This window comes from Mesorhizobium sp. M0410 (genome assembly GCF_040321435.1).
GTDB lineage: Bacteria > Pseudomonadota > Alphaproteobacteria > Rhizobiales > Rhizobiaceae > Mesorhizobium.
Map to the genome: position 1 here is coordinate 106,442 of NZ_JAMYRN010000013.1, position 15,753 is coordinate 122,194.

At 63.3% G+C, this 15,753-nt stretch carries 13 protein-coding genes; 3 read left to right on the forward strand and 10 right to left on the reverse strand.

All coding sequences use genetic code 11. The features are described from left to right. Window positions 1-6 precede the first annotated feature (6 nt). The 8 genes from NKI63_RS20230 to murA form a co-directional block, all read right to left on the reverse strand. On the reverse strand, window positions 7-1,008 hold the full coding sequence (locus NKI63_RS20230) for a serine hydrolase domain-containing protein (RefSeq protein ID WP_352505362.1): 1,002 nt from the start codon (window positions 1,006-1,008) through the stop codon (window positions 7-9). A gap of 70 nt (window positions 1,009-1,078) precedes the next feature. After that, the gene (locus tag NKI63_RS20235) at window positions 1,079-2,827 is read right to left on the reverse strand and encodes an ABC transporter ATP-binding protein (protein ID WP_352823073.1); all 1,749 of its coding nucleotides are present in this window, start codon (window positions 2,825-2,827) and stop codon (window positions 1,079-1,081) included. Beyond that, the gene (locus NKI63_RS20240; protein WP_352701830.1) at window positions 2,824-3,663 is read right to left on the reverse strand and encodes an ABC transporter permease; all 840 of its coding nucleotides are present in this window, start codon (window positions 3,661-3,663) and stop codon (window positions 2,824-2,826) included. The genes NKI63_RS20235 and NKI63_RS20240 overlap by 4 nt, the downstream gene beginning before the upstream one ends. After that, window positions 3,663-4,622 (reverse strand): ABC transporter permease, encoded by a 960-nt coding sequence (locus tag NKI63_RS20245; protein ID WP_352701828.1) that lies wholly within the window; start codon window positions 4,620-4,622, stop codon window positions 3,663-3,665. Before NKI63_RS20245 ends, NKI63_RS20240 begins: the two co-directional genes overlap by 1 nt. 34 nt (window positions 4,623-4,656) lie before the next feature. Further along, on the reverse strand, window positions 4,657-6,177 hold the full coding sequence (locus NKI63_RS20250) for an ABC transporter substrate-binding protein (RefSeq protein ID WP_352701825.1): 1,521 nt from the start codon (window positions 6,175-6,177) through the stop codon (window positions 4,657-4,659). 99 nt (window positions 6,178-6,276) lie between these two features. Next, a complete protein-coding gene (murQ, locus tag NKI63_RS20255; RefSeq protein WP_502900490.1) occupies window positions 6,277-7,182 on the reverse strand; it encodes an N-acetylmuramic acid 6-phosphate etherase in 906 nt (301 codons plus the stop codon). 188 nt (window positions 7,183-7,370) lie between these two features. Continuing rightward, window positions 7,371-8,261, reverse strand: coding sequence for a glucosamine kinase nucleotide-binding domain-containing protein (locus NKI63_RS20260; protein ID WP_352737226.1), 891 nt, complete (start codon window positions 8,259-8,261; stop codon window positions 7,371-7,373). Next, window positions 8,258-9,514, reverse strand: a complete 1,257-nt coding sequence (gene murA, locus NKI63_RS20265) for a UDP-N-acetylglucosamine 1-carboxyvinyltransferase (protein ID WP_352737225.1) — start codon at window positions 9,512-9,514, stop codon at window positions 8,258-8,260. The genes NKI63_RS20260 and murA overlap by 4 nt, the downstream gene beginning before the upstream one ends. 186 nt (window positions 9,515-9,700) lie before the next feature. On the opposite strand from murA, the gene NKI63_RS20270 reads away from it, so the two are divergent. The 3 genes from NKI63_RS20270 (at window position 9,701) to NKI63_RS20280 (ending at window position 12,831) form a co-directional block, all read left to right on the forward strand. Continuing rightward, window positions 9,701-10,549 carry a MurR/RpiR family transcriptional regulator gene (locus NKI63_RS20270; RefSeq protein WP_352505355.1) on the forward strand — a complete coding sequence of 283 codons (849 nt, stop codon included), beginning with the start codon at window positions 9,701-9,703 and terminating at the stop codon, window positions 10,547-10,549. 230 nt (window positions 10,550-10,779) lie between these two features. Next, window positions 10,780-11,889 carry a carbohydrate kinase gene (locus NKI63_RS20275; protein ID WP_352737223.1) on the forward strand — a complete coding sequence of 370 codons (1,110 nt, stop codon included), beginning with the start codon at window positions 10,780-10,782 and terminating at the stop codon, window positions 11,887-11,889. Window positions 11,890-11,901: 12 nt separating this feature from the next. Next, window positions 11,902-12,831: a pseudouridine-5'-phosphate glycosidase gene (locus tag NKI63_RS20280; RefSeq protein ID WP_352737222.1), complete on the forward strand. Its 930-nt coding sequence runs from the start codon at window positions 11,902-11,904 to the stop codon at window positions 12,829-12,831. 35 nt (window positions 12,832-12,866) lie between these two features. Here NKI63_RS20280 and NKI63_RS20285 read toward each other — a convergent pair whose 3' ends face one another. Both NKI63_RS20285 and NKI63_RS20290 read right to left on the reverse strand, forming a co-directional pair. Then, window positions 12,867-14,258 (reverse strand): FAD-binding oxidoreductase, encoded by a 1,392-nt coding sequence (locus tag NKI63_RS20285; protein ID WP_352777147.1) that lies wholly within the window; start codon window positions 14,256-14,258, stop codon window positions 12,867-12,869. A gap of 255 nt (window positions 14,259-14,513) precedes the next feature. After that, window positions 14,514-15,752, reverse strand: coding sequence for a VWA domain-containing protein (locus NKI63_RS20290; RefSeq protein WP_352738484.1), 1,239 nt, complete (start codon window positions 15,750-15,752; stop codon window positions 14,514-14,516). Window position 15,753: the final 1 nt, after the last annotated feature.

The window sequence follows — 15,753 nt, forward strand, 5'->3', positions numbered from 1 at the left end:
GACTTGTCAGGCTCCGTTGACGAGATCGCCGATCGATTGCCTTAGCGCTGCGATCCCGCTGTTGAAATGACGTGTCGGATGGATCCGGTTGGTGAGCAAGGTCCATGCTCTGCCTTTGTCGAAGTCGACCCAAAGCCCGGTGCCGGTGAAGCCGGTATGGCCAATTGTGCCGGGGCTGCACAGCCGGCCGCCGGACCAGCCTTCGTAAGGCCGCTCCCAGCCATGGGTGCGGGTTGCCGACAAGGGCGTGCGCATCAGCGCTATTGAACGCTCGGATGCGCCGCTCCCGTCCAGCAGCCCTAGCGCAAAATCGAGGATCGCGGCCGCCGTTCCGAACAGCCCGGCGTGACCGGCCCCTTGCAATGCCGAGCAATTGTCGTCGTGGACCTCGCCGCAGAGAACACGATGGCGCCATGTGCAGTCTTCTGTGGCCGCCGCGCGATCCGGTTCGGTGGAGAACGCGAAGCCCGGACCGGGATCCATGTAGCGAATGGTCTTGCCGGACAGGCGCTCCAGGACGAAGCCGAGCAGAATGAAATTGATATCGGAATAGACCGGCTCCCCGACCTGCCACTCGCGCTGCAGGACAAAGGCGCGCAACAGCTCGGGATCGCGGCCATAGGTGTAGATTGGAGCAACGGCGGGAAACGGCGTCTGATGACCGAGACACTGGCGAAACGTCACCTTCCGTTCCCAGGCTTTTTCGTCATATTGGCGAAGGTCGGGCAGGACCGAAATCAGCGGCGCGTCGAGGTCGATGACGCCTTCTTCCGCCAGTGCAAGGATACGCGGCGTGGTGAAGATGACTTTGGTCAGCGACGCCAGATCGAACCATGTTTCGATATGCATCGGCCGTATCTTCGGCACGACTTGGGCTGAGCCGACTGCCCGGACGATGCGTTGACCGTCCCAGTCGACCATGCCGAGCACGCCGCCAGGAATGCGCGACGCAGCCACGGCCGTTTCGAGCGGGGCGAATGCACGGTCGAAGAGATCATGCTCGATCAAATGCGGCCTCCGTCTGAAAAGCAGCGAGGGGGCTGTCCGTCTGACTCTGCATGCTTTCGAGCGACAATCATCACGCTTCCACCCGTGCCCTATGGTCCGGCCCGAATTGCTGCCAATTGGCCGGGCCCGGCTCAAATCCCAGCGGGCGCACGAGCGAGGGAACCTGGCGCGTGTCCAGCTCGAAACGTTCATGCCGCCGGTCTATGGTGGGAACGGCCGCGATAAGCTGTTTGGTATAAGAGTGCTTCGGCTGCGAGAGCACCGATCTGGCATCGCCGATCTCGACGATCTGGCCGGCATAGATGACCGCAATGCGATGGGCGATCCGCTCGACGACAGCCATGTCATGCGAGACGAACAGGTAGGCCAGCCCGAATTCACGCTGCAGCTCGACCAAAAGCTCCAGCACCCTGGCCTGCACCGACACATCGAGCGCCGAAACCGCTTCGTCGAGGACGACAACCGAAGGATTGAGCATCAGCGCGCGAGCGATGCACAGGCGTTGCCGCTGGCCGCCGGAGAATTCGTGCGGATAGCGCTGCAGGCTGTTTTCCGGAAGGCCGACGCGTTTCAGCAGCGCGGCCATTTTCGCCCGCGTTTCAGCAGTTATCCGTCCGCCGCTAGCGATCACCGGCTCTGCGAGGATGCTTTCGATGGTGAGTCTGGGATTGAGCGAGCCATAGGGATTCTGGAACACCATCTGCACGGGAAGGGCGCTCTGCCCGGCGACGGCCTTGCGCGTGCTGGCCGAGATTGTGCCGCGTGTCGGGCGCACCAGCCCCAGAATCGCGCGGGCGGTGGTGGACTTTCCGGAACCGCTCTCGCCGACGACCGCCAATGTCTCGCCCGGCATTAGCTCGAAATCCACACCGTCCACCGCGTGCACGGTACCGCTGGCGCGGCTGAAAAACCCAGCCTTGACTGGAAACCGCACCACGAGGCCATCGACCATCAGCGCCGGCTCGGCAGCTTTTTGCGTTTCGCATTGCACGTCCTTGCGTACGGCACTGCCGCCGGCGAAATGCGGCACCGCATGAAGCAGATGCCGCGTATAGGGATGCTGCGGATCGTCCAATATCTGGTTCAGCGCGCCCTGCTCGACAGCTTCCCCGCTTTGCATCACCATGACCTTGTCAGCGATGCCTGCAACCAGACCGATGTCGTGGGTGATGAAGATCATCGACATCCCGGTTTCCTGCTTCAACTCGGCGAGCAGCGCCATGATCTGCGCCTGCACCGTAACATCCAGCGCCGTCGTTGGTTCGTCGGCAATGAGCAGGCGCGGGTTGCAAGCGAGCGCCATGGCGATCATCACCCGCTGCAACATGCCGCCCGAAAGCTGGTTGGGCGTATATTTCAGTCGCCGTGCAGCGTCGGGAATACGCACGCGGTCGAGCGCGTCCTTGGCCGCCGCCGTCGCTTGCCGGCCGGTCAGGCCGCGATGCAGGCGAAACGATTCCTCGATCTGCCTGCCGATGGTCAGCACCGGATTGAGCGAGCTCATCGGCTCCTGGAAGATCATGCCGATTTCACCGCCGCGGATCTTCGTCAGTTGCGGCTCGTCCGCGGCGGTCAGGTCGAAAATGCTGTTGTCGACCCGCTTCAGCGTGATCGAGCCTGCGGTGATGCGGCCGCCGCCATAATCGACAAGGCGATTGATCGACAGCGCCGTGACCGATTTGCCCGAGCCGCTTTCGCCGACGATTGCCAATGTCTCGCCGTCGGCGAGATCGAAGCTGACGCCGCGCACGACCTCATTGGCTTTCGGGTTGCGGCCGAAGCCGACGCGCAATCCGCTGACGGACAGCAGCGGGATCATGCGAGCGATCTCCGCATCTTCGGATCGAGGACATCACGCAACGCATCGCCGAGCAGGTTGAAGCCGAGGATGCTGATCATGATCGCCACGCCCGGGAAGATCATCAGCCAGGGAGCTGTCTCCATCAGATTGCGGCTGTCGCTCAGCATCAGGCCGAGCGAGGCGGCGGGCGGCTGCGTGCCGAGCCCGAGGAAGCTTAAGCCGGCCTCGGTCAGCAGTGCCCAGGCCAGCGCCAGCGTCACCTGAACCGTCAGTGGCGCCACCAGATTGAGCAGCAGATGGCGTGTTACGATATAGCCCGCACTGCTGCCGAACGTGCGGGCCGCGTCGACGAACTCGCGCGCCTTGAGCGACAGAGCCGGACCTCGCACGACGCGCGTGAAGATCGGCGTGTAGACGATGGCAATGGCAATGACGCTGGTCGAGGTTCCCGGTCCAGCAACCGCGACGATCAGCAGCGCCAGCAGGATCGCCGGGAACGCCAGCACAACGTCCATGATGCGCATCACCAGGCCGTCCCAGCGGCGCCCGAACCAGGCTGCCGCCAGCCCGAGCACGGTGCCGGCCAGTGTCGCGAAGGCGACCGAAAAGAAGGCCACGATGAAGGACTGGCCGATCCCGGTCATCAGCCGGCTTGCGACATCGCGGCCGAATAGGTCCGTGCCCATCCAGTAGGTGCTATCAGGCGCATGCAGTCGCTCGACCCGGTGCTGCGTCAGCGGATTGTGCGGCGTCAGCCCCAGCATGCCAAGCACGGCAAGCAGCAGATAAAGCGCAACGATCGCACCGCCGATGCGGCCGCTGGGATGCGCAAATATAGCCCGCAATGTCGCCATCAGTGCTCGCTTAGCCGGATACGCGGGTCGAGCGCGACATAGGCGAGGTCGACGAGGAGATTGACGATCATGAAGTTGAAGGCGATGAACAGCACGCTTCCCTGCACCAGCGCGTAGTCGCGCTGCAGGATGGCATCCAGCACCATGCGGCCGAGGCCGGGCAGCGCATAGATCTGCTCGACGATGACAGCTCCGCCCAGGAGGTAGCCGAACTCTATGCCGCTCAGCGTCACGACCGGGATGAGCGCGTTGGGCAAGGCATGCCGCCAGATGACGCCGCGCGCCGAAACGCCCTTGCTGCGCGCCGTCCTGACATAGTCGTCGCTGAGCACATCGAGCATCGCCGAACGCGATATGCGGGTCACCGAAGCCGCGAAGGCAAATCCAAGCGTGACCGCAGGCAGCAACAGCTGGCCGAGATTGCGCAGCGGATCCTGCCACAGCGGCGAAAACTCGCCCATCGCCGGCAAAACGCCAAACCCCGCCGACAGCGTGTAGATGATCAGCAGGGCAAGGACGAAGTTCGGCGTCGACTGCCCGATCATTGCGACAACGCGCACGCCGAGGTCGGACAGCTTTTCGTTATGGGTGGCGGCAAAGATCCCCGCCGGCATGCCGACAACCAGGGCGATGACCATCGACAGCAGGGCGAGTTCCAACGTTAGCGGGAAACGCTCGAGGATGACGTCGAGCACCGGCCTGCCATAGGTGGACGAAATGCCGAGATTGCCTTGGAAAAGACCAAGCAGCCAGCGCCAGTACTGGATGAACCAGGGCTGGTCGATGCCGAAATAAGCTGCAAGCGCATCGCGCTGCTGCGGCGTCAGCAGGCCGGCTTCGGTCCCCAGCATTGCCGTGATCGAATCGCCCGGAACCATCCGGATCGCCAGGAACACCACGATGGACACGCCAAGCAGGACGAGAGGGAAGGTCGCCAGTCGCCGCATCAGATAGTTCACGCGAAGAATATCCTCTCGTCCGGCATCAAAGCAGCTACTGGATCGTCACCTTGGCGAGGCTGAACAGCGAGCCTGTCGGCACCGGTTCGAATCCTGCGATATTCTTCTGCTGTGCCGTGTAGCTGTAGGACGTGTAGAGCCAGATCCAGGGCGACATCTCAGTGATGTGCTTCTCGAAGTCGGCGAAGATCGCTTTGCGCGCTGCCGGGTCGGTCTCGGTGCGGCCCTTCTGCATAAGACTGTCCAGCGTGTCGTCGATATAGTTCGCCACCTTCTGCAGATTGCCCGTCTTGGTCCAGTAGCGGTTGTACATAGTGTAGGGATCGGCCCTGCCGCCGTTCAGCGCGACGGCCATGTCGAAATCGCCCTTCAGCCAGGCGTCGACATAGACGTTGAGCTCCATCATCTTGATGTCGAGCTTGACTCCGATTTCTGCGAGTTGCGACTGGATGACCTGGGCTTCCGCCGCTGCCGTCGGCGGCTCGCCGGTGGCGCCAATCACGGTCGCCGAAAAGCCGTCGGCATAGCCGGCTTCGGCCATCAACTGCTTGGCCTTCTCAATGTCGCGCTTATAGCAGAACAACTGCTTCGGATCGGTCGCCAGTGCCGGGATGGTCAGCGGGCCGGTGACCTTGCCTTCGCCGAGCGAGGCGGTGTCCAGCACTTCCTGCCGGTCGATGGCGCAGGAAATCGCCTGACGCACCTTGAGTTCGGTCATCGGCTTGCGGGAGGGATTGAGCTGCAGCACGTGATAGGCAAGCACCGGCACGCGGTTCAACTGCAGGCTGGCTTCCTTGGGCACCAGCGTGGCGACAAGCGGATCGTTGAGCAGGGCAAAATCGATCTGCTTGGTACGCATCGCCGCCAGTATCGCCGTCTCGTCCGGCAGCACGCTGATATCGATGCCGTCGACGCCGGTCGCGCCGCCTGCCCAGTCCTTGTTGGCGACAAGCACTTCCTTGGAATTCGGATCCCATTTTTCGAGCTTGAACGGACCCGAGCCGATCGTTGTCGTGCCGATCGAGCCGGCCGCGATTTCGCTTGCCGGGACGATCGCCGCATTGACGTCGCTCATCGCCGTCAGGATCGGCACGTCCGGCTGCGAGAGGTGGAACACGACGGTGGCGGGATCGGGCGTGTCGATGCTGGCGATCGAGAGAAAGTTGGCGCGCGCCGCAGCACCCGTCTTCTCGTCAAGTATGCGCTCGAACGATGCCTTGACGTCGGCCGAGGTCACGGCGGCGCCGTTCTGGAATTTTGCTTTCGGATTAAGCTTGAAGCTCAGCTCCTTGCCGTCCGGCGAGAACTGCCATGAATCGGCAATCGCGGGTGTGATTTGCAGGTTTGCGTCGAGCCGCACCAGCGGTTCGTAGATCAGCTCCAGCAGCCGCAGTGAGGAGAATGCCGTCTGCTTGTGCGGATCAAGACCGGTGGCGTCCTGCGACCACGCCATATGCAGCGTCGCCGCACTCGCCTGCACCGGTAGCGCGGCGATGCCAACCATTGCCGCGAGCGTCATGCCGGAAAGCAGTTTCTTGCCAATGTGCCGTACCATTGTCGTCTCCCATTATTGTTAAACCAGATGCCTTGCAGTTCCTCGGACCGCTTCAAAGGGACACACGCCCCGGAACATCGGCCCAGTATCCATGCGGTCTTACACCGTCTTTTCGCCTATCGCCTTGCGCAGGAAACCTCCCGCGTTGGCAAGCGCCTTACGTGCTTCTTCGACACCCATGCCGGTGATCGTCACCAGGATTGCCAGTTTTACATCATTGCCGGTCTGGTCGAGTGCCTGTCGTGCCTGCTGTGCCGCGCAGCCGGTCGTCTGCATCACGATCCTGACCGCCCTGGCGACAAGCTTCTTGTTGCTTGGATTGAGGTCAACCATCAGGTTCTGATAGCTCTTGCCGATGCGGATCATGCTGGCGGTAGACAGCATGTTGAGCACCAGCTTTTGCGCGGTTCCCGATTTCAGTCGGGTCGAGCCGGTGAGAACCTCCGGGCCGACCACCGGAGAGATGGCAATGTCGGCTATGCCGGCAATGGTCGATCGCGGATTGCAGGACAGCGCCACGGTGGTCGCTCCCACCTGCTTGGCATAGGTCAGGCCACCGATGACATAAGGTGTGCGCCCGCTGACAGCGATGCCGACCACCACATCGTCGGCGGTCAGCTTGATGTCCTGCAATGCCTTTACACCCTGTTTCGGGTCATCCTCGGCGCCTTCCGCGGAGCGCACCAGCGCGTCGTCGCCGCCGGCGATCAGGCCCACCACCATGTCCTCGGGTACGCCGAAGGTCGGCGGACATTCCGAGGCGTCGAGGACGCCGAGCCGGCCGCTGGTGCCAGCGCCCACATAGACAAGGCGCGCACCCTTCTGGAACGCGCTCACGATCCGGTCCACGGCAGCAGCAATCTCAGGAATGACCTTCTCGACGGCGGCCGCAACGCCTTTATCTTCGTCATTGATCTTGCGCAGCACCTCGATGGTCGGCAACAGGTCGATGTCGATGGTTCTCGGGTTGCGGTCCTCGGAAACCAGCCGCTCCAACTCCGACATCAACCCGAGTTCGACCACTTGCTTACTCTCAGTCTGCCGTGAGCGGGAACGCGATGCCGTGCCGGGCGACGTCCAGTACCCGCGGCAGGCGACCGGCTGTCTTGTTTCTGCTTAGTTAACTTTTTAGAATTCGGTATTCCCGGTGTCAACGGATTGTAGGAATAAAATATTCCTCTTTGAGTAGCGCGTTACTCGCCGCAAAGCGACTTTCTGGCCAGGATTATGGCTCCCGAAACCGCATCGCCGTCGGCCGGCTTCAGCCGTCGGCGGACGTCGGGAGCGAGCCATGGCTCAAGCGGGCTGGACAACCCTCCGAGCAACGTAACCCGCGGCGCGCCTTTTTCGAACAGCACCCGCACGAATGTGTCGATCTGCTCGGCAGCGCCTTGCACGATCCGCCGACCGGCCGGATCGCCCTGGTCGGCATGGCGGATCACCATCGGCGCCATGGCGGCATAGTCCGTCGCACTGGCGCGGTCCATCCAGGCCACCGCCTCGAACGGGTCGTCCTTGAAGCGCTGCATCACCTCGGCCAGCAGCGCGGTCCGCTCGTGCCGGCCGTCATGGGCGCGCAAGGCGAACTGTACCGCTTCCAAACCTAGATCGGCGCCGCTGCCCTCGTCGGAAATCGGAAAACCGTAGCCGCCGACACGCAGGTCGCGCCCTTCGACAAAGCCGAGCCCGATCGAACCGGTCCCGGCTATGACGATGGCGCCGTCCTGGCCCGAATGCGCGCCCAGGCAAGCCGCGACGCCGTCGCTGACGAAGTCGAGACTTGCAAAGGGATGGGAGATCGCACGAAACGCCTCAAGCGACCCCTTGCGGCCGATGCCGGCAAGACCGACGCCGGCACGGATCCTGGCGATTTTCGTCGCCGTGAACCCTGCCTCTCTGATCGCAGCACCAAAGGCTTTGGCAACGGAGGCCCAGGCCGCCTCTATACCGAGCCGCGTTGTCGCCGGACCTGAGAGACCTTGCCCGAGCACGGTTCCCGCCTCGTCTTCGATACGCGCCCGACAGCCGGTTCCGCCGCCATCGACGCCCAGGAAATAATGCGAAGACGCCGCGCCGGCACTCATCCACTTATCCGCTCGATCTGGGCGCCGCAAAGCCGGAGCTTGCGGTCCAGCTGCTCATAGCCGCGATCGAGATGATAGACGCGGTTGATCGTCGTCTCACCCTGGGACACCAGCGCTGCCAGCACCAGCGAGACGGAGGCGCGCAGGTCGGTGGCCATCACTTGCGCGCCCTTCAGCTTCTCGCCTCCGCGCACCAGCGTCATGGTGCCTTGCAGCTTGATGTTGGCGCCGAGCCGCATCAGTTCAGGCACATGCATGAAGCGGTTCTCGAAGATCGTCTCACGCAATAGCGAAGCGCCCTCGGCACAGCACATCAACGCCATGAACTGCGCTTGGAGATCGGTCGGAAAGCCCGGATAGGGCTCCGTCGTCACATCGACGGCTTTGAGCGGCCCGTCTCTCGATACGATCAGCCCGCGGTCGCCCGGCCAGATTTTCACACCGGCTGTTTCGAGCAGCTGGACGACGGATGCCATGTGCTCGAGCCGCGCGTGGGTCAGCTCGAGCTGACCGCCGGTGATAGCCGCCGCGACGGCATAGGTGCCGGCCTCTATCCGGTCCGGGATGATGTCGTGCGTGGCGGCGCGCCAGCCTGTGCTGCCCGCGATCAGGATACGGTGCGTGCCGGCGCCCTCGATCCGCGCGCCCATGGCGTTCAAGCAGGCGGCAAGGTCGGCCACCTCCGGTTCGCGCGCCGCATTGAGGATCTCGGTTTCGCCCTTTGCAGTCGTCGCTGCCATCATCGCCGTTTCGGTCGCGCCGACCGATGGTGAGCTCAAAACGATACGCGCGCCTTTCAGTCCGCCCGGCGCGGACGCGACGATCAGCCCGTTTTCGATCGCAATGTCGGCGCCAAGTGCGGCAAGTGCGGCGACATGCATGTCGACCGGCCGTGCGCCGATCGCGCAGCCGCCGGGCAGCGAAACCCTGGCGTGGCCGAAGCGGGCAAGCAGCGGGCCGAGCACCAGCACTGTCGCGCGCATACGCCTGACGGTATCGTAGGTTGTCTCCTTGGAGACGGCAGCACTGGTATCGATTGTGGCGGCATGCGCCGATCTGGTGACTTCGGCCCCATGAAGGCCGACGACGCCAAGCATGTTGTCGACGTCGGTCACCGCAGGCAGGTTGGTCAGTTGCAGCGGATAAGGGCTGAGCAACGCCGCCGCTATTTGCGGCAAGGCCGCGTTCTTGGCGCCGGAGATCGTCACCGCGCCCTCAAGCCTATGCCCGCCGACGATCCGCAATTTGTCCATGGCTCTGACCTAATCCCGAGCTGTCGGCGTGTCTACGATCTTTCGTGGCCGAATCGTCGGCTTGCCCGAAGGCTGGGCCGCAACCGCACCGGTAGAGATTTGATGGATCATTCTTGGCTGTCAATCAGAGACGGAATAATTTATTCCTTGGTTTGGCATTGTCCGTGACTGGCAACAGGTGAACGCATGTCCATCCTGAAGAAAATCGAGGCCAAGCTCGAAATCATGGCGCCCGGCGACCGCGAGATCGGTCGGTATATCGTCGATAATCCCGACCAGATGCTGCGCCTGTCGACGGCGGCGCTTGCCGCTGAGATCGGCCGCAGCCAGTCGAGCGTCGTCAAGTTCAGCCAGAAGCTCGGCTATTCCAGCTATCAGGAGCTCAAGCTCGCCGTCAGCGAGGCCAAGTCGCAGGAATGGCACGTGCCGGCCGGCATGATCCACGGTTCGATCGAGGTCGGCGACAGCTATCTGGTCATCCTGCGCAAGCTGATCGGCAGCAAGCTTTTGTCGATGCAACAGACGGTCGCGGCCAACACCGAGCATGAAATCGGCAAGGCCCTCGAAGCATTGAACGGTGCGCGCCGCATTCATTTGGCAGGCGTCGGCGCATCCTCTCTGGTGGCGCGCGATTTCTCATACAAGCTGATGAAGCTCGGCCGCAACGTGCTGCACGACAGCGACAGCCATGTGCAAATGGCCAATGTCTCGACGCTTGGACGAGGCGACGCGTTATTCGCGCTCTCCTATTCCGGGGCGAGCATCGAAACCCTGCGGATAGCTGAACTCGCACATAAACGCGGCACCACCGTTATCGCCGTCACCGGGCTTCGCGACAATCCGCTGAGCCGGGTTGCCGACATTCGCCTCCACACGATCGCCGATGAAGAGCGCGCGCGCTCTTCATCGATAACCGCGCGTGATGCACAACTGACGCTAACCGACCTGCTGTTCATCCTGCTTGTGCAGAAGCAGCCTGACGCCAATGAATATGTCCACAACAGCGAATTGGCCGTCTCGGTGCTGAAGGCTTAGCTGTCTTCGGCATGGCGTTAAGGCCTCTGTTCCTCCCTGATGCTGCACGTCGACAAGAGCAGGTTTCGTCCTCCGAATAGCTTTCTTCAATGCGCTCACACGCTCTCCGGCTGGCAGAGCCGCGGGAGCGCCGATTGGTCAAACGCCGCCATGGCAAACCAATGTTGACAAGATCATCTGTTGTTTCATACATCGAGTTCAGCCTCGAATTTGGCGGGCCAGGTGAGACGATGGACGACCTTGGAGCACAAGAACAAGCGGTTCTCGACCTCATTGCGGCGAATCCGTTCTCCGGCCAGCAGGATATTGCAACCGCGCTCGGCATTGCCCGCTCGACGGTCGCCGCCCACATCGTGCAACTCATCAACAAGGGCTACATTCTCGGCCGCGGCTATGTCTTGCCGGCGTCCAAACGTATGGTCTGCATCGGCGGCGCGGTGCTCGACCGCAAATACCACGCCAGGAAGGATCTGATCTTCGAGACATCGAACCCGGTCGAAGGCCATCGCAGCTTCGGCGGGGTTGCCCGCAACGTCGCCGAAAACCTTGCCCGCCTCGGTGTCGACATAAGCTTCGTCTCGATCGTCGGCGAGGATGAAACCGGCCGCGCGCTGGTGCGGCATTTGCGTGATTTCGGCGCCGATGTCAGCCAGGTCATCACCACCACGGAGCGGCCGACGGCCGAATACGCGGCCATCCTCGACCGCAACAACGATCTCGTGCTCGGCATCGCCGACATGGAGATATTCGATCTGTTTTTGCCGTCCTATCTCGACCGTTTCTGGCCGCACCTGGCTTCGGCGACATGGGTCTTCATCGACTGCAATCTGCCGGCCGCGACCATCGCAGCGCTGATCTCGCGCAAGCACGGTGCGCGCTTCAAGCTCGCAGTCGACACGGTATCGTCGCCGAAGTCGGCGCGCCTGTCAAAGGACCTGACCGGCATCGATCTTCTGTTCACCAACCATGACGAGGCCAATACGATGCTCGGCGTGACGGATGCCGACAAGCGGCTGACGCCGGAGGGAGCAGCAGCAGGGCTGCGCGCGGCCGGCGCCGCCGAAGTGATCGTGACCGCAGGCGCGCATGGATTTGCCGTTGCGACCGAGAGCGGTGTGACGGCCATGCGCTCCGTCCCGGCGCAGGCCGTCGACATCACCGGCGCCGGTGACGCGATGATCGCCGGCACCCTGTACAAGGTGCTTTCGGGTGAGCCGGTCGCTCATGCCGTGCGCACCGGCGCGCTGCTTGCCACACTGACCACCGAGAGCGAATCCAGCGTCCACCCCGATCTGTCGCCGCGCTTCCTTGCCGCCGGCATGTACCGCCTTCCTGCCTGAAAGCGAGATGATATGAAACCTTCCCTTGTCCATTTGAACGATGAAGTCGCTGCTGCGCTTGATAAAGGCCGCGCGGTGGTGGCACTGGAATCGACGATTATCACCCACGGCATGCCATATCCGGCCAATCTGGAAACCGCTCGTGGTGTCGAGACCGTCGTGCGTGAAGACGGCGCCGTGCCCGCCACGATCGCAGTGGTCGCCGGCAAGATCAAGGTTGGCCTCGACGATCGGGAACTGGAAGAGCTGGCAGCGGCAAAGGGCGTGGTCAAGGCTTCCGGGCGCGATCTCGCCGCAATCATGGTGCGCGGCGGCTCGGCCGGAACCACCGTCTCGGCGACGATGCGGATTGCCGCTTTAGCCGGGATCGGTATTTTTGCGACCGGCGGCGTCGGTGGCGTGCATCGCGGCGCCGAAGCCACTTTCGATATCTCCGCTGACCTGACCGAACTTGGCCAGACCGGCACGACCGTCGTCTGCGCCGGGGTTAAGTCGATACTCGATATTGCGAAGACGCTGGAATATCTGGAAACTCAGCGCGTGCCGGTGATCGCCTATGGGAGCGATGATTTTCCGGCTTTCTACACCCGCTCCAGCGGGCTCAAGGCAGACCATCGCCTCGATACCCCCGACGAGGTCGCGCGAGCCATGCTGCTGCATGACGAGATGGAATCCGGCACCGGCATTCTCGTCGCCAACCCTATTCCCGAAGCGGACGCGCTCGATCCGGCGTTCATCGACGGCACGATCGCAGCGGCCGTGGCTGAGGCCGAGAAGCGCGGCATCGGGCGCAAGGAACTGACGCCGTTTCTGCTCGCCCGCATCAACGAGCTTTCACAAGGCCGCAGCCTGAAGGCCAACATAGCGCTTGTCCGCAACAACGCCGCGCTTGCTGCCCGCATCGCAGTTGCGCATGCGGAATTGAAGGGCGCGACCAGATAGAGACAGCGCCCGGCCAGCGCTACGTGCCTTCGATTTCAGCCCGGTGCGAGGTCGAAGATGCGCCCGGCATTGAGGATATTGTTCGGGTCGAAGGCTGCTTTCAGGCGGCGCATGGCCGCGATCTCGGCGTCGCTGCGCACGAGATGCAGCCATTCCTTCTTGTCGAGGCCGATGCCATGCTCGGCCGAGACGCCGCCGCCAGCCGCGGCCACACCCCGGTAGATGATCCCGTATGCGGCCGCCGGATCCACGGTGCGGACCTGGTAATGCAGGTTGCCGTCGCCGAGATGGCCGAAGACGTAGATGTCGGCGCTCGGGTCGACGGCTTTGATAGCGGCTTCCGTCTCGCGCAGGAAAGTCGCCATTTTCGCCAGCGGGATGCTGACATCGACGCTAATCAGGCCTGCTATCGAAAACAGAAAACGGTTGGCCTCCTCGCGCACCGCCCAGAGCGCCCGGAATTCGCGCGGCGATTGCGAGACGACGACGTCGTCGATCACGTCGTCCTCGACCGCCTGCATCAGCGCCGCGGCAAAGCGGTCGCCGTCGCGGTCCGACTCGCTGCCCTGTATCTCGGCCAGCACATAGACGGGCGAGCCGACGGGCAGCGGCGCCGGCGCCTCCATGCCGGCGATCATGGCGCCATAGAGCGGTGCGAAATTCACATCATAGGCCGAGAGCAACGGCCCAAGCTTCTGCCGAAGCTGCGCAAGCAGCGCAATCGCCGCATCGAGCGATGGAACTGCGCAGAAGGCATTGACCTCGGTAGCAGGTTTGGGATGCAGCCGCAGGCAGGCGCGCGTGACCACGCCGAGCGTGCCTTCGCTGCCGATGAAGAGCTGGTTGAGGTCATAGCCGGAATTGTCCTTTGGCAAGCCCTTGAGCGACGTGAGCACACTGCCGTCGGCAAGCACCGCCTCCAGCCCAAGCACCTGCGCCCGGTACATGCCGTAGCGCAGCACGCGGATACCGCCGGCATTGGTGGCGACATTGCCGCCGACGGTGGCCGTGCCGCGCGCGCCGATGTCGACGCCGAAAAGCAAGCCGGCCGCATCGGCCGCGTCCTGCACCATTTGCAGCGGCGCGCCGGCCTCGGCGACGATCGTCGCCGCCTCGCGGTCGGGCGCCGCGACCGCCGTCATGCGCTCCAGCGACAGCACCGCCTCGCCGGGCTGGATGCGCGCCGCGCCCGCAAGACCGGTGCGGCCACCCTGGATGACGAGCCTCTGCCCGGCCTCGTTGCACAGGCGCAGAATGTCCGACAGCTCGCCGGTCGTGCGTGGACGCAAGACGATCGCTGGCGGCGCGCCGTCCTTGCCGTCGGGATCTTCCCGGTAGCGTGGTCCGGCCTCCTCAGCCGAGACAATCGCTGACCTGTCCAGCCGCTTTTCCAGCCGCGACAGAAGCTCGGCAATTTTCTGCGACATGTGGCTCAAGGACATGAACGGCCCGGGCGCATCGACGCGGCCGGGAGAGGGAAGGGCGAGGGCTGTGAAAGCGGCCGTGGCTGATTTCTACTGTTCAGCAAATATGGGGAAAACCCGCCAAGAATACAGCCGGTTGCCTTCGCCATGCGTCGCTCCTGTAACCGGTCGACCATAGGCGCGGCCGGCTATTTGTCAAACCTTTGACCGCAAGCGCTTGCCTGCGGGCGGCCCGGTATTCTGGACCGAGGCAAACGCTCACTCATGCATCCCAGGCGCCTCAGCCTCGGCGCGAATGAGCTTGATGTCGGCTCCCGCCGCCCAGGCGCCGATATCCTCCCGCCGCAGTGCCGCCGCCATCATGTCCGGAAACAGATCCGGCGTGCAGGCGAAGACCGGAATGCCAAGTGCCGCGACCGAACCTGCCATCGCTGGATCATAGCCGGGCCGTCCCTGATCGGTCAGCGCCAGAAGCACGACGACATTGACGCCGGATCGAACCAGCGCCGCCAGCCGCCGCAGCAGTTCCTGGCCATTGCCGCCTTCAAAGAGGTCGGTGATCAGCACCAGATGCGACTTGGTGGGCCGCTCGATACGGTCGGCGCAATAGGCGACTGCCTGGTTGATGTCGGTGCCGCCGCCGAGTTGCACGCCGAACAGCACTTCAACAGGATCGCTGAGTTCTTCGGTCAGGTCGACGATTGCGGTATCGAAACAGACGAGCTTGGTGCGCACAACCGGCAGCGAGGCCATGACCGCTGCGAAGATCGAGGCATAGATCACCGAACTTGCCATCGAGCCGGACTGGTCGACGCACAGAACCACCTCGTCGAGATCGACCAGCCGTCGCTGCTTGCGTATGAAACCAACCAGCTTCTCCGGCACGATGGTCTTGTGTTCGGGTTGGTAGTGGCGAAGGTTCGCCGAGATGGTGCGCTGCCAGTCGATATCGCGCGAACGCGGGCGGTTGGTGCGCCTCGACCGGTCGAGCGCGCCTCGGATTGCCTCGACTGTCTTCTGCTCCAGCCTCTGCATCAGCTTGGCCACGATATCGGCGATGATCGCGCGGGCGATGTCCTTGGTCTTGGCAGGCATCACCGAGCGGAGCGAAACCAGGTCGGCGACCAGATTGACGTCCGCCTCGATCGCCTTCAGGAACTCCGGCTCCATCAGCATCTGCTTCAGGTTCAGCCGTTCGAAGGCATCTTTCTGGACGATCTGGACGACCTGCGCGGGAAAGAAAGAGCGGATGTCGCCCATCCATTGCGCAACGCGCGGCGCCGAACGGCCTAGCCCGCCGCGCCGTTTGCGCGGGTCGGCAGCGGCATTGGCGCCGTCGCCGTATAACGCGTCAAGAGCCGCCGAAAGCCGTTTGTCGTCGCTGGAAAGTGCCGCAGATGTCTCATCGTCGGCGCCGATCGCCAGACGCCAGCGGCGCTCTCTTCCGCCATCGGGCGATGGTGCGCCGGTTTGGGTCGCCTCTGCCTCGTCGTCCATC